Source organism: Pseudoalteromonas sp. T1lg76, assembly GCF_002964725.1.
In the GTDB taxonomy this organism is placed as follows: domain Bacteria; phylum Pseudomonadota; class Gammaproteobacteria; order Enterobacterales; family Alteromonadaceae; genus Pseudoalteromonas.
On record NZ_PQCE01000019.1, the window covers coordinates 43,618 to 62,097 of the forward strand.

Annotated in this window: 15 protein-coding genes; 7 read left to right on the forward strand and 8 right to left on the reverse strand. The window is 51.1% G+C overall.

The window, feature by feature from the left end:
* Window positions 1-190: 190 nt before the first annotated feature.
* A complete protein-coding gene (locus C2M35_RS07790) occupies window positions 191-427 on the forward strand; it encodes a hypothetical protein (protein WP_105199215.1) in 237 nt (78 codons plus the stop codon).
* Between the two features lie 122 nt (window positions 428-549).
* Here the strand turns inward: C2M35_RS07790 and topA are convergent, their stop codons facing one another.
* The gene (gene topA / locus C2M35_RS07795) at window positions 550-3,201 is read right to left on the reverse strand and encodes a type I DNA topoisomerase (RefSeq protein WP_105199214.1); all 2,652 of its coding nucleotides are present in this window, start codon (window positions 3,199-3,201) and stop codon (window positions 550-552) included.
* Window positions 3,202-3,627: 426 nt separating this feature from the next.
* Between topA and C2M35_RS07800 the strand changes: the two genes are divergently transcribed.
* Complete coding sequence (locus C2M35_RS07800) at window positions 3,628-4,962, forward strand: dicarboxylate/amino acid:cation symporter (protein ID WP_105199213.1); 1,335 nt, start codon at window positions 3,628-3,630, stop codon at window positions 4,960-4,962.
* Window positions 4,963-5,038: 76 nt separating this feature from the next.
* On the opposite strand, the gene sohB is transcribed toward C2M35_RS07800, so the two are convergent.
* Window positions 5,039-6,055, reverse strand: a complete 1,017-nt coding sequence (gene sohB / locus C2M35_RS07805) for a protease SohB (RefSeq protein ID WP_105199212.1) — start codon at window positions 6,053-6,055, stop codon at window positions 5,039-5,041.
* Window positions 6,056-6,157: 102 nt separating this feature from the next.
* On the reverse strand, window positions 6,158-8,581 hold the full coding sequence (locus C2M35_RS07810) for a VolA/Pla-1 family phospholipase (RefSeq protein ID WP_105265024.1): 2,424 nt from the start codon (window positions 8,579-8,581) through the stop codon (window positions 6,158-6,160).
* A gap of 197 nt (window positions 8,582-8,778) precedes the next feature.
* Here C2M35_RS07810 and C2M35_RS07815 point away from each other — a divergent pair, with 197 nt between their 5' ends.
* Window positions 8,779-9,525: a YciK family oxidoreductase gene (locus tag C2M35_RS07815; protein ID WP_105199210.1), complete on the forward strand. Its 747-nt coding sequence runs from the start codon at window positions 8,779-8,781 to the stop codon at window positions 9,523-9,525.
* 76 nt (window positions 9,526-9,601) lie between these two features.
* On the opposite strand, the gene rluB is transcribed toward C2M35_RS07815, so the two are convergent.
* The 5 genes from rluB to rnm are packed head-to-tail and all read right to left on the reverse strand — an operon-like array spanning window position 9,602 to window position 13,408.
* A complete protein-coding gene (gene rluB / locus C2M35_RS07820) occupies window positions 9,602-10,471 on the reverse strand; it encodes a 23S rRNA pseudouridine(2605) synthase RluB (RefSeq protein WP_105199209.1) in 870 nt (289 codons plus the stop codon).
* Window positions 10,471-11,058: an SMC-Scp complex subunit ScpB gene (gene scpB / locus C2M35_RS07825; protein WP_105199208.1), complete on the reverse strand. Its 588-nt coding sequence runs from the start codon at window positions 11,056-11,058 to the stop codon at window positions 10,471-10,473. Before scpB ends, rluB begins: the two co-directional genes overlap by 1 nt.
* Before the next feature lie 58 nt (window positions 11,059-11,116).
* The gene (locus tag C2M35_RS07830; RefSeq protein WP_105265025.1) at window positions 11,117-11,932 is read right to left on the reverse strand and encodes a segregation and condensation protein A; all 816 of its coding nucleotides are present in this window, start codon (window positions 11,930-11,932) and stop codon (window positions 11,117-11,119) included.
* A complete protein-coding gene (locus tag C2M35_RS07835) occupies window positions 11,929-12,549 on the reverse strand; it encodes an L-threonylcarbamoyladenylate synthase (protein WP_105199206.1) in 621 nt (206 codons plus the stop codon). The genes C2M35_RS07830 and C2M35_RS07835 overlap by 4 nt, the downstream gene beginning before the upstream one ends.
* 19 nt (window positions 12,550-12,568) lie before the next feature.
* Window positions 12,569-13,408: an RNase RNM gene (gene rnm, locus C2M35_RS07840; protein ID WP_105265026.1), complete on the reverse strand. Its 840-nt coding sequence runs from the start codon at window positions 13,406-13,408 to the stop codon at window positions 12,569-12,571.
* A gap of 520 nt (window positions 13,409-13,928) precedes the next feature.
* Between rnm and C2M35_RS07845 the strand changes: the two genes are divergently transcribed.
* Genes C2M35_RS07845 through trpCF form a run of 4 tightly spaced genes read left to right on the forward strand, consistent with a single transcriptional unit; the run spans window position 13,929 to window position 18,476 of the window.
* Entirely contained in the window at window positions 13,929-15,524 is a 1,596-nt protein-coding gene (locus C2M35_RS07845; protein WP_105265027.1) for an anthranilate synthase component 1, read from the forward strand.
* Window positions 15,521-16,111, forward strand: coding sequence for an aminodeoxychorismate/anthranilate synthase component II (locus C2M35_RS07850; RefSeq protein ID WP_105265028.1), 591 nt, complete (start codon window positions 15,521-15,523; stop codon window positions 16,109-16,111). The genes C2M35_RS07845 and C2M35_RS07850 overlap by 4 nt, the downstream gene beginning before the upstream one ends.
* 3 nt (window positions 16,112-16,114) lie before the next feature.
* Entirely contained in the window at window positions 16,115-17,119 is a 1,005-nt protein-coding gene (gene trpD / locus C2M35_RS07855; RefSeq protein WP_105265029.1) for an anthranilate phosphoribosyltransferase, read from the forward strand.
* Window positions 17,112-18,476, forward strand: a complete 1,365-nt coding sequence (trpCF, locus tag C2M35_RS07860) for a bifunctional indole-3-glycerol-phosphate synthase TrpC/phosphoribosylanthranilate isomerase TrpF (RefSeq protein WP_105265030.1) — start codon at window positions 17,112-17,114, stop codon at window positions 18,474-18,476. The genes trpD and trpCF overlap by 8 nt, the downstream gene beginning before the upstream one ends.
* Window positions 18,477-18,480 lie beyond the last annotated feature (4 nt).

An 18,480-nucleotide genomic window follows, 5' to 3' on the forward strand; every position in this document is an offset into this window, starting at 1 on the left:
CACAAGAGCACCCTAAGGTGCTCTTTTTTTATCGGCAAATCTTACCTTGCATAACGGCGATTTTCTTTATCCTAACGATAAAAATAACTCACTTTTCTAAGTACCAACACTGAGCTAAAAATACAGCCATGTTGAATGGTTTTGCCCTTGGCAACCATGGCAACGATATTAATTCCTAGAGGATAAGAATATGAAATGCCAAGTTTTAAGTGTGTTATTTGCTATTAGCTTAAGCAATGCTTACGCCAGTGATGATTTACCAGTCGCCCCCGCGGAGACGATCAAGGAGTACACGCAGATGTGCCTAGACTGGGCCAGGGAAGATGACATCGACGAGCAAGGCTTGTACAAGTATGTTTTGGACTGCGTCAATGAGGAGTTGACCTCAGCGGGCTATCAAACTGTAGAAAAAGTAGATATCAAATAACCACTTAGCTTATTCATAGCAAGCGCTTTCAAACGCTTGCTATAAGCCTAGGGGAAAATAAAAGCCGCCTGGAATCCAGAGCGGCTTTTTTTATAGCGAGTTAGATGGACTTACTGCGAGCCCTATTTGGCCTTTTTAGCAGCGGCTTTTTGCTTTTCTTCCACCACCCATTTGCCATGCTCATAGGTTGCCTTCCAACCCGTGGCCTTACCATCTACCTCTGTCATCACATACTGAGACTTGGTTTTGCGGCTAAAGCGGACTATCGCCGGGTTACCATCCGAGTCCTCACTAGGCGCGTCGGCAAGGTAATAGAATTTCGGTGAAATTCGGTCACGGAAGCGTCGCAGCTCTTCCACTTTAGGCGCTCGTGTTTCCCTTGATTTCGGGAAGGTCGAAGCGGCAAGGAAAATACCTGCAGCGCCGTCACGTAACACAAAGTAGGCGTCCGATTTCTCACACTCTAGTTCCGGCAGGTGCACAGGATCTTCTTTTGGTGGCGCCGGCTCACCATTTTTCAACAGCTTGCGAGTGTTTTTACATTCTTCATTGGTACAGCCGAAGTATTTACCGAAGCGGCCGTTTTTCAGCTCCATATCGCTGCCACATTTATCGCACTCGATAATGGGACCATCATAACCCTTAAGCTTAAACTGACCCTGTTCAATAAGATAGCCGCTACAACCCGGGTTATTACCACAGACATGCAGTTTACGGTTTTCATCGATAAGGTAAGAGTCCATCGCCGTTTCGCACTTAGGACAGCGCTTCATCTGCATCAGGGTCGAGGTTTCTACGTCTTCCACCTCATCGGCGTTCACCGCTTCCTCACCTGGGGTAAGATTCATGGTGGTGGTACAACGCTCCTTCGGCGGCAGGTTATAGCCGGTACAACCCAAGAACACGCCGGTTGATGCGGTACGAATACCCATTTTACGACCACAGGTCGGACAATCGATATCGGTTTCCACCATCTGATTTTGGCGCATGCCGCCTTCGGCTTCATCGCCACCGGCAATGCTCAGCTGGCTGCTAAAGTCGGCGTAGAAGTTATCCAGTACCTGAGTCCACTGACGCTCGCCCTCGGCGATATCATCCAGACGTTCTTCCATTTTGGCGGTAAAGTCATAGTTCATCAACTCGGTGAAATTCTCAAGCAGACGATCGGTGACGATTTCACCCATTTTCTCGGCAAAGAAGCGACGGTTTTCAACACGCACATAGCCGCGATCCTGAATGGTACTGATAATGGCCGCATAGGTAGAAGGACGACCAATGCCACGCTTTTCAAGCTCTTTAACCAGACTCGCTTCGCTAAAACGCGCCGGCGGCTTGGTAAAGTGCTGCTGCGGGTCAAGCTCAACCAAGGACAGTTCATCACCGACTTTTAATGCCGGTAGCGCCTGCTCTTCTTCGTTTTTCTTACGTACCGCTGGCTGCACTCGCGTCCAACCGTCAAAACGCATCACTCGGCCCTTGGCTTTAAGCTCAAAGTCACCGGCTTCTACGCGAATGGTGGTTAAATCGTATTGCGCCGGTACCATCTGACAGGCCACAAACTGGCGCCAGATCAGTTCATACAGCTTCTTGGCATCGGCGTCGACGCCTTCTACATGACCTGAAAGTATATTGACATCGGAAGGACGAATAGCTTCGTGCGCTTCCTGGGCATTGCCCTTAGCGCTGTAAATATTGGCGGTTTCCGGCAGATAATTAGCACCAAACTTGTCGTTAACATAGTCGCGACACATGTTTATCGCGTCTTGCGACAGGTTGGTCGAGTCGGTACGCATATAGGTGATATAACCGGCTTCGTACAGACGCTGCGCCAACATCATGGTTTTCTTTACGCCATAGCCCAGGCGCGTACTGGCTGCCTGTTGCATGGTCGAGGTAATAAAGGGGGCACTCGGACGGCTCTTGCTCGGCTTTTCTTCTACTTCGCTGACCACATAACGGGCATCTTGTAAAAGTGCCGTTGCGGCGTCGGCCTGTTCTTTATTTACAGGTTTGAATGCTTCACCTTGTTGTTTGCTCACCAACAGGCGCAGGGCTTCTTTCTTGGCGCTAACATCGGCGTGAATATCCCAGAATTCCTGAGGAATAAAGGCCTTGATCTCGCGCTCGCGTTCAACCAACAAACGCACGGCAACAGACTGAACGCGACCGGCAGACAAACCGCGGGCAACTTTTTGCCACAACAGCGGCGACACCATAAAGCCCACTACACGGTCGAGAAAGCGGCGGGCTTGCTGCGCCTGCACCATATCGGTGTTGAGTTCGCCAGGAGCTGAGAAGGCTTGTTGAATGGCATTTTTGGTGATTTCGTTAAACACCACGCGCTTATACTTATCTTTATCGCCACCGATAATCTCTTCGAGGTGCCAAGCAATGGCTTCCCCTTCTCTATCCAAATCGGTTGCGAGATAGATTTCATCGGCATCTTGGGCTAGCTTTTTCAGCTCCTGAACAACCTTCTCTTTACCAGGAAGGATTTCATAATGGGGCTGCCAGCCTTTTTCCGGGTCTATGCCCATGCGCGCAACTAGGTTTTGGTAGTCTCGCTTCTTTTTATAGGCCGCCTTTTCCTCCGGCGCCATTTTACGTACTTCTGCCGGAGACTTGCCTGCAGGTGCTTTGGCTTTACCCGAGCCAGACGTAGGTAAGTCACGGACATGACCAACGCTGGACTTAACGATGAAGTCCTTACCCAGGTATTTATTGATTGTTTTTGCTTTTGCAGGAGACTCTACAATGACTAGCGATTTGCCCATAATAGTCTAAGTTGACCCATCTCTTATATATAATGACTGCCCTTGTCCTGGGCACGAATAAATATAGGTATATCTACTATCACCCATTGTTACAAGCTTTAACACTAAACTTTTATCCAATCAGTGATTTTTTAACCAGCGCTTGCTGCGCTTTTAACCAGAGGCGAATTATGTAAAATAGCGGCCACTGACGAAATCCGGGCAAATATATAGGAATAAAAACAAAATTGCCAACCGCGCACCCTGCATTTACCTCCTAAAGCATAAAAACTGATTGTTTATCCCGTGTTCAGAGCCACAAAATCAGGGTTATCGGCCTGCTTATTTAGTGCGCAGATTGATAAAAAGTTATCGTTTTTCGCTGCATTAAAGCCGGTTCGCTGATAGGCTATAGCAAAATTATTATAATGAAGTTGATCGTTACTTATGTCTTCACAAGGTTCATTAAGTCTCACCACACGCATTATGCTGGGTATGGGACTGGGAGTATTTGTTGGCTTCCTGTTCAAATTTATCCTCGGCGGTGAACAAGAATTACTGTTGAACTTAGGGCTTTTTTCCCTGCCAATTAAAGCATTTTTCGTTGATGGCCTGTTCCATATCGGCGGACAAATCTTTATCGCCAGCTTAAAAATGTTAGTGGTGCCCTTGGTGTTTGTGTCCCTGGTTTGCGGTACCTGTAACTTAAGCGATCCGAAAACTTTGGGGCGTTTGGGCGGCAAGTCCATCGTTTTGTACCTTGCCACCACGGCCATTGCCATTACCGTTGCCATCACCCTGGCGCTGCTGTTTAACCCAGGTGAAGGCATCGCCCTGCCTCATGATGCCAGCTTTGATGCCAAACAGGCCCCCACCCTGGCGCAGGTGATCATCAGCATGTTCCCGACCAACCCCATTGATGCCATGGCCAATGGCAACATGCTGCAAGTAATCGTCTTTTCTTTACTCTTTGGTGTCGCCATGGCCCTTAGCGGCGAAGCGGGACAGCGCTTAAGCGCAATTTTCGAAGACCTAAACAATGTGATTCTTAAGCTGGTGACCCTACTTATGAACATCGCCCCATACGGGGTATTTTGTTTGATGGCAAAACTCTTTACCACCATAGAAATCGCACTGATCTGGAGCCTGGCCAAATACTTTGGCGTGGTGCTTTTGGCTCTGGCCATCCATGGTTTAATAAACTACTCGGTTATCTTCAAAGTCTTTACCGGCCTAAGTCCATTTAGATTCCTGGCGCAGATGAAAGACACCTGCTTGTTTGCCTTTAGTACCTCAAGCTCCAGCGCCACCATGCCGGTTACCCTTGAGACGGCAACCAAGAAGCTGGGCGCCAGCAACTCTGTGGCTTCTTTTACCGTGCCTCTGGGCGCCACCATTAATATGGATGGCACCGCCATTATGCAGGGTGTGGCCACCGTATTTATCGCCCAGGTCTTTATGGTTGATTTGACACTATCCGATTACCTTATGGTTATTCTTACTGCAACTCTGGCCTCGGTAGGCACAGCTGGCGTACCCGGTGTTGGTCTGATCATGCTGGCCATGGTGCTTAACCAGGTTGGCCTGCCGGTAGAAGGTATCGCCCTGATCATAGGTGTTGACCGCCTGCTGGATATGACCCGCACCGCGGTTAATGTGACCGGCGACTGTATGGTGACTTGTGTGGTAGCCAAGTCCGAAGGTCAGCTCGATGAAGCCGTGTTTAACGACTTAGAATCGGCCAAGGAACTTGAAGAATACAACCCCAAGGCTAAGAGCTAATGGCTCAGGCCTACGGGCTGTGATCTGAAATAAAAAAGCCTCGCAACACGCGAGGCTTTTTTATCACACTATAAAATTAAGGCCTAAGACTTTTGCTCTTACTCCAAAGGCGCATCCCAAGCTGCTCAATGGTGATGGCAAAATTCTTTGCTACCTTCTCCGCCAGGCCTTTTTTCTGCTTATAGGTCACCTTGTAGGTTTGGTAGTCCTTCACCAGGTTTAATAGCTCATCGTCACTGGTGCTTATTCTATCCACCAGACCCTTGTTATGGGCATCCAAGGCAAACCAATGCTCCCCGGTGGCCACTTGCTCGATATCCAGCGCGGGACGATGCTCGGCAACAAACTGCTTAAATAAAGTATGAGTTTGCTCTATTTCTTCACGGAACTTTTCCCGTCCGGCATCGGTATTTTCGCCAAACAGAGTCAGGGTGCGCTTATATTGACCCGCGGTGATCTGCTCATAGTCAATATCGTGCTTTTTGAGCACCTTATTAAAGTTAGGGATTTGCGCAATCACACCGATAGAGCCGACGATGGCAAAGGGCGCGGCGATTATTTCATCGGCCACACAGGCCATCATATAGCCACCGCTAGCGGCAACCTTGTCTATGGCCACGGTCAGCTTAATCTCAGCATCTTTAAGACGTTGTAATTGCGATGCACCAAGGCCATAGCCGTGTACTACCCCGCCGCCGCTCTCTAAACGCACCAGCACCTGGTCTTTATCCTTATCCGCCAAGCTGATAATGGCGCTCACTTCCTGGCGCAAGGACTCAACTTCATGAGCATCCATAGAGCCTTTAAAGTCGATAACATAAAGCCGCCCCTTGGGCTCTTTGTCCGCCTCTTCCTTAGCCGCCTGCTTGCGCTCTTTATTAAGTACCTTTAACGCTTTTTTATCCAACGTATTGTCTAGGAAGTCATCCTTTATCTGCTTCATCTGCTCGGATAAATCATCTACTTCCAAAGTGCCGGGTTTAGTTTTTGGCTTGGCCGCGGCGCCAACAATAAGAGCAATAACCACACCTATGGCCACCACTATGGTCAGGGCTTTAGCCAAAAACAGGCCATATTCAAACAAGTATTCCACTGAAATTCCTCTTAAATTTACTATGCAGGCAATGTAACACAGCGTACCGACATAAAAAAAGCCGCACCCTAAGGGTACGGCTTCAATCTCTAAGTTATACGCTTACTTGGCGATAACAGACGCATCTGAAATCGGCAATACCGTACCTTTAGTTGCCAGGTATGTAGCAAACTGGCGCTGCATCTCCGCATTAGCCGCGGCGCTGCTTTGCGCATCTTCCTCAGCGGAAGAGCTCAGGCTAGCCGATGGATCTGGAGCTGGGGTTAATAGCGAACCATGGTGACCCTTAGCATAGCGTACCAGGTAACTGGCCGGCTCTGGAGTCATTTTCATCTCGGTAGCAACCGTTGCGCCCATCAAGAGCGACAAAGGAATGGTACCGGCAATCGGGTTGGTTGCCACTTGTACCGGAACCACGGTATCGGGTTTTGTTGTTGTACCATCACCCACTACAGCGGTTGTCAGCACAGGTGTACCCTGAGCATTGACACGCATGGCGTAGTTGGTCGGATCGCCGGCATCAATAATGGTCTGCGCCGCAAATGAGAACTCACTGACCAGGCCTTGAATGTTCGCCAAACTGGCACTGTCGCCCGTAGCTTGCAGTGAAGCCAGGAAGGCCTGATAACTACAAGTTACATAAGCTTCTTGGTTTTCTACATACTGAGCACAGCTGGCCAAGGCATCGCCTTGCATAAAGGCGCTAAAGGCGGCCGATTCTGCGCTACCTGCGCCTAACAATACCGACCCCTGGATAAAGGGACCGAAGGTATCGGAATTAAGTAGGATGCTGGCGGCACCGCCACCACCACTGCTCAGCGCTGCGGTATGTACCTTGAATAATGGGTCTACCTGAGGTGCCAGCGGCGTATTGGTTGTGGCCAAGAACGACGGCGACACGATAGAGCCCATGGAAATGGCACCCAGGCTCACGTCTTGGGCGTTTAGTTCAGGGTCGCCACTGAAGTTTAAGGCCAAACGCAGACCCAATAGATCCGCCGTCGATTGACGTACATTATCACGGCCTACCAACAGGGATTGCAGGTTCATATAGGCCAGGATAGAGCCGGTGGTGGCATTGAAATCGTCTTTACCATCATGGTCAACGTCTATACCGCGCTCACCGTGCGCCGGTAAATCTATGGCCACGGTTGCCAAGCCTTGCAGGCTAAGCGCACCAGTTAATGCCAGCATGTCTTCTTTTTGACGGGTAATACCGTGTTGTAAGATAACCACGGGCCAACCGCCTTCAGGCATGCTCATCGCTGGCAAGCCTAACTGACCACGAATGGCGTTTAGGGTGGCCAAATCGCTCGGCTTGGTGATCTGCACCGGCACATTGGCGTAGCTTTGTACTTTCGGGATCTTATTGTACTTGGTGAGATGACGCTTATCATCTAGACCCAGATCGCGCAGTAACCCACCACTTAGAGCATGACATAAGGCATCCTCGGTCGTTTGTGGTTGTTCAGGGAAAGCTTCACCGACATTGGCTCTATGGGCCATCACCGCAACGGCATTATCGCAGGCACCCTGCCAGTAAATGTCGTTTAAATCGCTAAGCTCGGTGCCTTCAGGAGTCTTTAGATAGTTAGGAAGCAGCACGCTGCCTTTTTCATAACTGACCGCGTTAAACATCACAGGCACATCTTGCATGCCTTGCATGGCGAAGACCTGACCCACGGTAATAAGGGGCTGCTCTGGAATTTGCACCGCAGGCGTCGGCAGGCTTGGCTCTTGTATTGAGGCCGCCAGGATACTCTTAATGGTATTCAAGATTTCGCCGGCCGATTGCATGGTCATGGCCGCCGAATAAATAATATCGTCCTTGCTTAAATCTGTGCTGCCAACAATGACATTTTCATAGCTGTTGAGCACCGCCTGCAGTGATTTTTGCTCTGGCGTCACCAAAGGCTCTTCACCGCTGGCCAAGGCGTAAGTTGACGAAGACGCGATGGCGCGACCTTCACTGTCTTTGAGACCGGTTGTTAATACCGTGATGTAAGAGCGGCCTTGCGTGAAAGGTTTCAACGGCACTACGGCCACTGCGTCACCACTACCCTGGGTGATAAAATCTACGCCGAAGCCTAATTCTTTAACGAACTCACAAGCGATACCAGCGGGCACCGCAGCACAGCTTTGCGAGCTTTGATCTGCGCCCATCACCACTTCAAAAATACGCACGCTACCCGGGGTGGCTGCCGAGGTTGCATCTAAGCTTACGCCGGATGCAAATTTTAAGTCGATTTTAAATGGCGTTTGCGTCGACCAGCCGTCCAAGGCACCAAGGGCCAACTGGGGGCTACTGTAATCATCGCCTTCGCCGGGAATAGCTAAAGTACCGTCTTGAGTGCCGCTAAATAGCAGGTCGTTGGGAACCGACACAGCGCCGTTACTTGGGTCAAAAACCACGGTAGATAGTGGAATGACTGTTGGGGTTTCTGTTTTGATTTCTTCGAGCGTGTCTTCGCTGCCACAGCCAGCGAGAGCAGAAGCTACAGCGAGAGAAAGTAGCATTTTTTTCATTGTGTTGGCTCCAAACCTGTTCTTATTGTTCTGCGCAAATAATGTTAATCAAAATGATAGAAAATCGTTAATGACACATTAGACCAGTTTAACTTATCGTAAACAGGTACGTTTCGCTACTTAAATTTGTAATAAATCACTTACTTGTTTATTGACTGTGGTAAAATCCAGCAAAAATCATGCGCTAGGTGCTACTGATGCAAAACTACAATGCAAGTGCGAATGCACTAGACCAAAAAACTATACTTGTTACCGGAGCCGGCGACGGCATCGGCCGTGTTGCCGCCCTGACTTACGCCAAGCACGGTGCGACAGTGATCTTGCTGGGTAAAACCACCAAAAAACTTGAGGCCGTGTACGATGAAATCGTTGCCGCCGGTTACCCACAGCCTGCGATTGTACCTTTGGATTTAAAAGGTGCAACCAAGCAAAACTATCGCGACTTAGCCGCCACCATAGAGCAGCAATTCGGCAAGCTTGATGGCCTGTTGAACAATGCCAGTATCCTCGGCTCTCTAGGCCCCCTTGAGCACTTCTGCTCATCGACCTTTGAAAGCATTATGAAGGTTAACGTCACCGCCCAAGCGCTGTTAACCAAGGCCATGTTCCCTGTGCTACGCAAGGCGCCGCATGCATCTATTATCTTTACCTCATCGGGTGTAGGCCGCGAGGGTCGTGAATTTTGGGGTGCCTACTCTATCTCTAAATTCGCCACCGAAGGCATGATGCAAACCTGGTCAAAAGAAGTGGGTAAAACCAACATCCGCATCAACTGTATTAACCCAGGTGCCACCCGCACCAGCATGCGTGCCAGCGCCTTCCCCGGTGAAGACAGAGATAAACTGGCGACGCCAGAAGATTTGATGCCGACCTACCTGTACCTGATGAGCGATGACTCAATCGAGGTAAATGGTCAGTCGCTGGATGCGCAAACAAAAAAGTAGGCCAACAATTTAATTTGGCTTAGACATAAAAAAACGCCGTATTACACGGCGTTTTTTATTGGCTGTTTCGCAGTGACTATCTGCGTTTCTTTTGCTGCTGCACACGTTGGTTGTGCTTTTTCACTGCCTTACGAATACGGTTCACCTGAGCGCGCTTATCCTTACGCTTAGGCTGCAGCTGCTCTACGGTCAACTTGGTTTGCTTTTCCGGGCGCAGGCCAACACTCTTACGTAGGTAGTTGACGCGACCCAGCTCCAGCTCTTCCCAGCCACCCTGAGGCAAACGTTTATTCAGATCCAGCTCACCGTAGCGTACACGAATAAGACGGGATACTTCCACGCCCTGTGATTGCCACATACGGCGTACCTCACGGTTACGGCCTTCACTCAGGGTCACATTAAACCACTTGTTGATCCCTTCACCACCCATGGGCTTGATGGTATGAAAGCGTGCCGGGCCGTCATCGAGCTCGACGCCCTTGGTCAGGGTTTTCAAGGTGTCATTGGTGACTTCGCCGAAGACACGTACCGAGTATTCACGCTCGATTTCATAGCTGGGGTGCATCAGGCGGTTAGCCAGTTCCCCGTCATTGGTAAACAACAACAGGCCCGAGGTATTGATATCCAAACGACCGATGGCAATCCAGCGATCGCCGTCGATACGCGGCAGGCGGTCAAATACGGTGCGGCGGCCTTCAGGATCTTTACGGGTACACAACTCGCCTTCCGGCTTATGGTACATGATCACTCGACAAATACGCTCCGCCGGCTGCTCAATCTTGACGATATGGCCGTCAACACGGATCACCTGGTTTACTTCAACTCGGTCGCCCAAACGCGCCACCTTGCCGTCAACACTGACACGGTTCCCTTCGATGTACTTCTCCATCTCACGACGGGAGCCAACACCGGCACGGGCTAACACTTTTTGTAACTTTTCACTCATTAAGATGGTTCTCTCACAGAAGGATCATGTAATAGTTTTTCTATCTGGCTGTGTTGCTGCGCCGGTAAGGGCGGTAACTGCTCAAGGCCAGATAAAGAAAAATAGTCTAAAAATTCATTGGTGGTGGCATACAAGGCCGGTCTTCCCGGTACCTCTTTATGACCTACCACCTTTACCCAGCCCCGCTCCTGCAGGGTTTTGATAATATTACTGGCCACGGTCACGCCGCGTACCTGCTCAATCTCACCCCGGGTAATGGGCTGGCGATAGGCGATAAGTGACAAGGTCTCCATCAGCGCCCGCGAATACTTGGGGGCACGCTCCACAAACAGCTGACTTAGCCAGGGGCTGAGACTGCTACAGGCCTGAAAACGATAGCCCGAGCCCACCTTGACCAGACGAATGCCGCGGGTTTGATAATGCTCTTCTATGCTTTCCAGTGCCTGGTTCAGGCGCTTGGGCGCCACGCTGATATCACTGAGTAGGGTTTCTTTTAGTTGTTTTTTTGTCAGTGGTTGTGGTGATACAAAAATAGCCGCTTCAATAAGCTCGACCAGTTGCTCATCACTAATACGTCTGCTGCTCATGACTGCACCTCCGTCGCAGCGGCTATTATGGCAGAGCCGGGCCCGAAGGCAAAGCGCTTCATGCCTCTTGTGGTTTTAGGCGCACATGGATCAAAGACTCGCTCGTGGCCTGCTGACACAAGATCAGCCCTTCTTTGGTCAGCTCTAAAATGGCAATAAAGGTGACGACAACACCGGCACGGCCCTCGGATATGGTAAATAAGGCATGAAAGTCGAGGTAACCCGGCGCCTGTTGCAGCCGCGTGAGAATATCACTCATGCGCTGGCGGGTAGATAAGTGCTCCGGACTAATGTGGTGATGCTCAAAGGTTTTTGCCCGCGCCATCACATCACTCAGGGCCAGCATCAAATCCTGCATGGAGACATCGGGGAACAGCGGCTCGGGCTTGGCCTGCTCGTCAACCAGGGCATGAGCGGTAAAGATATCCCGCTCTAGGCGCGGAATTTCGTCGAGACGCTCTGCCGCCTTTTTAAATTGCTCGTATTCCTGCAGACGGCGCACCAGCTCGGCTCTGGGGTCTTCTTCGTCTTCCCCCAACTCCTGATGTACCGGTAACAACAATCGCGACTTAATTTGCGCCAACAGCGCCGCCATCACCAGGTATTCCCCCGCCAGTTCAAGCTGAAACTCGCGCATCATCTCCACATACTTCATATATTGTTCTGTGATGCTAAACACAGAAAGCTCCAGCACATCGAGCTTATGCTTTTTGATCAGATATAAAAGTAAGTCGAGGGGACCTTCAAAGGTTTCCAGTACCACCTCTAAGGCATCGGGAGGAATATACAAGTCCTCCGGCTTTTCTATCACGGCTTCGCCGCGGATAAAGGCCAGAGGCAACTTTTGTTGCTGGGGTACGACTTGCTCTGTCATTGAAATGGACTTGGGTCACCACAGCCTATGCGCAGCACCTCGATATCGTCTTCGGACATATCGATCACAGTCGTGGCCTGCTCGCTTAAATAGCCGCCGTGAATAATCACGTCCACCTGTTTTTCCAAACGCAGGCGGATTTCATCCGGATCTGACTCGGTAAACTGCTCACCTGGTAAAATTAGCGAGCAACTCATCAAGGGCGCATCCAGCTCTTCCAATAAAGCCTGGCTGATAGGATGGTCGCTGACGCGAATGCCTATGGTTTTCTTTTTCTCATTGAGGACCCGGCGCGGTACTTCTTTGGTACCTTTTAAAATAAAGGTATAGGGCCCCGGGGTATTGTTTTTAATCAGGCGGAACATCTGGTTATCGACCCGGGCATAGGTGGCAAGCTCAGATAAATCACGACATATCAGGGTGAAATTATGGTGCTTTTCGATGCCGCGAATGCGGGTGATGCGCTCCTGGGCTTGCTTTTCACCCAGTTGGCAGCCGATGGCATAGCCCGAGTCGGTTGGGTAGACCACCACCCCACCTTGGCGAATAATGTCCACCGCCTGCTGAATGAGGCGACGCTGCGGGTTTTGCGGATGGATATGGAAAAACTGACTCATGGCTGTCCTTGGTATTGTTTTATGACTGTGACTGCCAGCGTTGCCAGACGCCATCACAGTCTTTTGGTAAGTATAGGTTCTTTCCTAATTCTATGTAAGGTAAAGGGAAATGGAAATCTGAACCCTGTGAACCTAGCAGTCCATTTTCACGCGCCAGCTGGCCTAAAAACTGCCGCTCACACGGAGCCTGCTGGGTTTGTGCCACTTCCATGGCATCGCCGCCTAGGCCACTAAACTCGCCAATGAGCTTGCGCAGCCATTTATTCGACATCTTGTAACGCCCAGGGTGCGCCAACACCGCCTGACCACCGGCGCTGTGAATGGCGTCGATAGCCGTGCCCATATCACACCAGGTGCTTGGCACATAGCCGGTGTTACCTCGGCTGAGGTACTTTTTAAACACGCCTTGCATGGTTTTGGCAGCGCCCTGGGCCACCAGCACACGGGCAAAATGGGCGCGGGTTACCTGGGCTTTTTCAGCGAGCGCCAAGGCCTGCTCATGGGTGTTTTCAAAACCGGCTTTATCCAGACGTTCACCAATTTTAAGCGCACGTTCTCTGCGTTTTTGCTGCTGTTGACCGAGCAATTCGTTGAGCTCTTCGTTTTCAGTATCGACCTGCAGACCAACAATATGAATTTCAAAACTATGCCAGCGGGTGGATATTTCAACCCCAGGCACTAAGGTCAGCGGCAGGTTCAACTCGCTGATCGCGGCCTGCGCCGGTGCAATGCCCGCCAAAGTGTCATGATCGGTCAGGGCCAATACATCCACGCCCTTATCTGCGGCGCGCTGCACAAGGTCAGCAACGCTTAACTTGCCATCGGAAAATTGACTGTGGCTGTGGAGATCATACTTCAACGCGGTTATCCCATTGTGGTCTTTTGTTAAATCCCTGCCAGTGTACCATTTTATCCGGCGCCTAGGGGCAACTTATGTCATTGCCAAGGCCAGCAAAGTTTTCTTTGCACTTTTATGCCCCTTGGGGTTGACTCTGATGCCGAGGTAAGTTTTACTAATTGGCATAATTTTTCGGTTCAAAAAGAAATAAATATGCGCTCAGCAAAACTAATTCATATCACTTGGTGGTGGCACTCGAACTAGCGGGTGGGATTAGTCGTGGCTGTAGCCAGCACAGAACTGATAACAAACCCGCCCATGTCGCGGGTTTTTTTGTAACTAAATTTGGTAACTAACAATGATTTTTACTCAGTCTAAACACATGATGATTTGGTGGTGGCACTCGAACTAGCGGGTGGGCCTGATCATGGCTGAGCAATTTTCAAACCCGCTGCTTATCCTTAAGTCAGCGGGTTTTTTATTATGTAGCGTTTAAAACCGAACAAATCGGTTAAAACAAAAGGGAATGAGGACCTTTTTTATGATATTTAGTCACATCTCGACGACCGCCGGGCAAGTGACCAGCATTAGTTTGCGACGGGATTATATTCCGTCGGCGCTAAGCCTGTTTGCCAAGCTGGACAAGAGCAATGCCTTATTGCTGGAATCGGCGGAAATCGACTCCAAAGCCAATTTAAAAAGCCTGGTGCTGGTCGATGCGGCGCTGCGCATCGAGTGCAATGGCAACCAGGTACAGGTTCAGGCCTTGTCCAATAATGGTGCCCAGCTACTGCCTTATTTGCAGCAACACCTAAGCGATGCCAGCACAGAGTTGCAAAATGACACCCTGAATATTTGCTACCCAAGTGTTAACCAAAACCTTGATGAGCATGCCAAGCTCAAGGCCGCTAACGCTTTTGATACCCTAAGACAATGTATTGAGCGTATCGACAGCAACGGTGACAACCCCTTCTCGGTGTTTCTCGGTGGCGTAATGGGTTATGACATGGTCGCCAATGCGGAGGCTTTACCCAGCGTGCCCACCAAGGAAAACACCTGTCCCGACTATGTTTTTTATCTGGCAGAAACCCTGGTGGTGATTGACCATCAACAACAAAGCACAGAAATTATCGGCAATGTCTTTAATGGCCCCGAGGTTCATGCCAATTGTTTTGAGGTTGGACAACAGGTTGAGCGCCTTAATGCGCTCTGTGACGACCTGAACGAATTCACGCTAGCGAGTACAACAAATCCCTTATCGCCAAGCCAGGCTCAGGTCGATATTGACGACGCCCTTTTTATGGCCCAGGTTAGCCAATTGCAGCAGCATATTATCGATGGCGATATTTTCCAGGTCGTGCCTTCGCGCACCTTTACCCTGCCCTGCACTGAGCCGCTGGCCGCCTACGCCAGATTGAAGCAGCAAAACCCCAGCCCTTATATGTTTTACCTGCGCGATCAGGATTTCAGCCTGTTTGGCGCTTCGCCTGAGTCAGCACTGAAATATTGCGCCAGCAGCAACCAGGTTGAGGTCTACCCTATTGCCGGTACCCGACCACGTGGTAAAAACGCCGACGGCAGTATCAATCTCGACCTCGACTCACGTATCGAGCTGGATCTTCGTGATGATGCCAAGGAACGCGCCGAGCATATTATGCTGGTTGATTTGGCTCGTAACGATGTCGCCCGCATCAGCAAGGCTGGCACCCGCTATGTTAAGGAGCTGCTTAAGGTCGACCGCTATTCTCATGTGATGCACCTGGTATCGCGCGTTGTCGGTCAATTGAAGGATGATTTAGATGCCCTGCACGCCTATCAGGCCTGCATGAATATGGGCACCCTGGTCGGCGCCCCCAAAGTCAGCGCCGCCCGTCTTATTCGTGAGGTAGAGCAAAAACGCCGTGGCAGTTATGGCGGTGCCGTTGGTTATCTTACCGGCGATGGCTCCATGGACTCCTGTATCGTCATTCGCAGTGCCTTTGTAAAAGACGGCTATGCCCATGTCCAAGCTGGTGCCGGCGTGGTGTTTGACTCAGACCCACAAAGCGAAGCAGATGAAACCCGTGCCAAGGCCAGTGCCGTGCTAAGCGCTATTGCGGCTAGTCAATCTGCTCGCGAAAAGGAGACAAGGGCATGAAATATAAGATTTACTTCTTAGATAATATCGACTCATTCAGTTATAACCTGGTAGATGAGTTTGCCCAGCTAGGACAAGACCTGGTGGTGTATCGCAATACCGTCGATGCCCAGAGCATTTATCAGCGCATGTGCGCCGAAACCCAGCCCGTGGTGCTGGTGCTCTCTCCCGGCCCGGGCGCGCCAAGCGATGCCGGTTGCCTGATGGCCTTAATTGAGCTGTGCCGTGGTCAATTTCCCATACTTGGCATTTGCCTTGGCCAGCAGGCATTGACTCAGGCCTATGGCGGCACTGTCGGTCACGCCAAGGAAACGGTACACGGTAAGTCATCGGCTATTTCCTTGGCACCACATCCGGCGTTTAGCGGCTTTGGCGATACCCTGGTGGTAGCCCGTTATCACTCCTTGGTGGCAACCAGCGTACCGACCCAGCTTGAAGTGATCGCCGAGTACGACGGCATGACCATGGCCATTTGCCAGGCGCAGGATAAGGTGCTCGGGTATCAATTCCACCCGGAGTCGATCCTCACGCCCAATGGCGCCCAATTACTGCGCCAAAGTCTAGACTATTTGACCGCTAAGGAGTAAGCCATGGACCTGTTAGCACAACTATACCAACAGCAGGACCTGAGCTTTGCCCAGGCAGAAGCGCTGTTTAACGACATTATGCAAGGACGTGTGGACGATATTACCCTGGCGGCCATCCTCACGGCACTCAAAATCAAGGGCGAATGCAGTGACGAAATCGCCGGTGCGGCCTCGGCCATGCGCGCCAATGCGGTGCCCTTTCACACCCAGGCCAAGGACTTAATCGACAGCTGCGGTACCGGCGGCGATGGCGCCAATACCATAAATATCAGCACCACCGCCTCTTTAGTAGCCGCAGCCTGTGGCCTTAATGTGGTCAAACACGGTAATCGCAGCGTCTCCAGCAACAGCGGCTCTTCCGACTTGCTTGCAAGCCTGGGCGTCAATATTAATATGACCCCAGAGCAGGCGGCTAATTTGCTTGAGCAAACCGGTTTTACATTTTTATTTGCGCCCCTGTACCACAGCGGTGTAAAACACGCCATGGCGGTGCGCACCACCTTAAAAACCCGCACCCTGTTCAACCTGCTTGGTCCCTTGGCAAACCCGGCCAAACCTCAGGCGCAACTGCTTGGCGTGTACGACCCGGCCTTATGCCTGCCGATGGCAAAAACCCTAAAGCAACTGGGTTGCCAACGCGCCATGGTAGTGCACGGCAGTGGGACCGATGAAATTGCCCTGCACGGCGACACTAAAGTCGTAGAGCTAAATGATGGCCAGTTGCGCGAATATACCTTAAGCCCCAGCGACTTTGGCTTGGCACACTTTAGCCTGGACGAACTCAGCGGCCAGGGCCCAGAATATAATGCCAAGGCCACGCGCGCGATTTTAGCCGGCCAAGGGAGCGACGCGCATAACGGAGCCATTATTGCCAATGTCGCCGCCCTGTTGGTTATCAATAATAAGGCGAGCAGCTTTAAGGAGGCCGCCGAGCAGGTGCGCCAGGTTTTGGCCAGCGGCCAGGCACAACAGACACTTAATGCCATTATCGAGGTGAGCCATGGCTAATGTTTTAGAAAAAATCGTCGCCGACAAGCGCATCGAAGTGGAAGCGCGTAAACAGGCACGCCCGCTGGCAAGCTTTAACGCGCAAATCGTGCCAAGTCAGCGCGATTTTTATGCCGCCTTAAGTGCGGCGCCAACGAGTTTTATTCTCGAATGTAAAAAGGCCTCGCCCTCAAAGGGCTTAATTCGCGAGGTGTTTGACCTTGATGCCATCACCTCTGTGTACAAGCACTATGCCAGCTGCATCAGTGTGCTGACCGACGAAAAGTATTTTCAAGGCAGCTACGATTATCTGACCAAGGTACGTACCCTTGTTGATCAACCGCTGATCTGTAAAGACTTCTTTATCGACCCCTACCAGGTTTATCTGGCGCGCCTGCACGGCGGCGATGCCATTTTACTCATGCTTTCGGTGCTCGATGATGACACCTATCTGGAGTTGGCTGCGCTGGCGCACTCCTTAAATATGGCGGTGCTGACCGAGGTCAGTAACGAAGAAGAAGTCACTCGTGCTCTGGCCCTAGATGCCAAGATTATCGGCATCAATAACCGTGATCTTAGGGACTTAAGCACGGACTTGGCCACCACGGAGCGCCTGCGCTCACTTATTCCTGAAGATAAATTGGTGATCTCCGAGTCCGGTATCTACAGCCATCAGGATGTTAAGCGCCTAAGCCCCTTGGTGGATGGCTTCCTGGTAGGCAGCTCACTGATGGCCCAGGCAGATTTAGAAGGCGCCTGTCGCAGCCTGATCCTTGGCGAGAATAAGGTCTGTGGCCTGACTCGCATTCAGGATGCTCAGGCCGTGTACCAGGCCGGTGCCTATTATGGTGGCCTTATTTTCTACCCGGGCTCGCCCCGTTATGTGGATATCGACTGCGCCTCGGCCATAGTCGACAGCGCACCGCTGCGCTATGTTGGCGTGTTTGTCGATGCCGATATTGCGCAGGTCAGCGAGTACGCCAATCGCCTTAAATTAGCTGCGGTGCAGCTACATGGTCATGAAGATGAGAATTATATTCGCACCCTGCGTAACACCCTGCCCCTGACCTGCCAGATCTGGAAGGCTCAGGCGGTGGCCGACTCCCTTCCCGAGGGCATTGCTGGGGTAGACAGAGTGCTGTACGACACCTATAGCAAAGCCGCCAAGGGCGGTACAGGCGTGCAGTTCGACTGGAATTTACTCGGTGGCGCCACTGCGCCCTACATGCTCGCCGGCGGCATTCAAGCAGACAATATCGGCAGTGCCCAGCAAACCCAGGCTTTGGGCTTAGATTTAAATTCCGGGGTGGAGTCCTCACCCGGGAAAAAATGTATTAATAAGATTAACGCTGCCTTTGCGGCAATTAGGAATTACTGAGGTA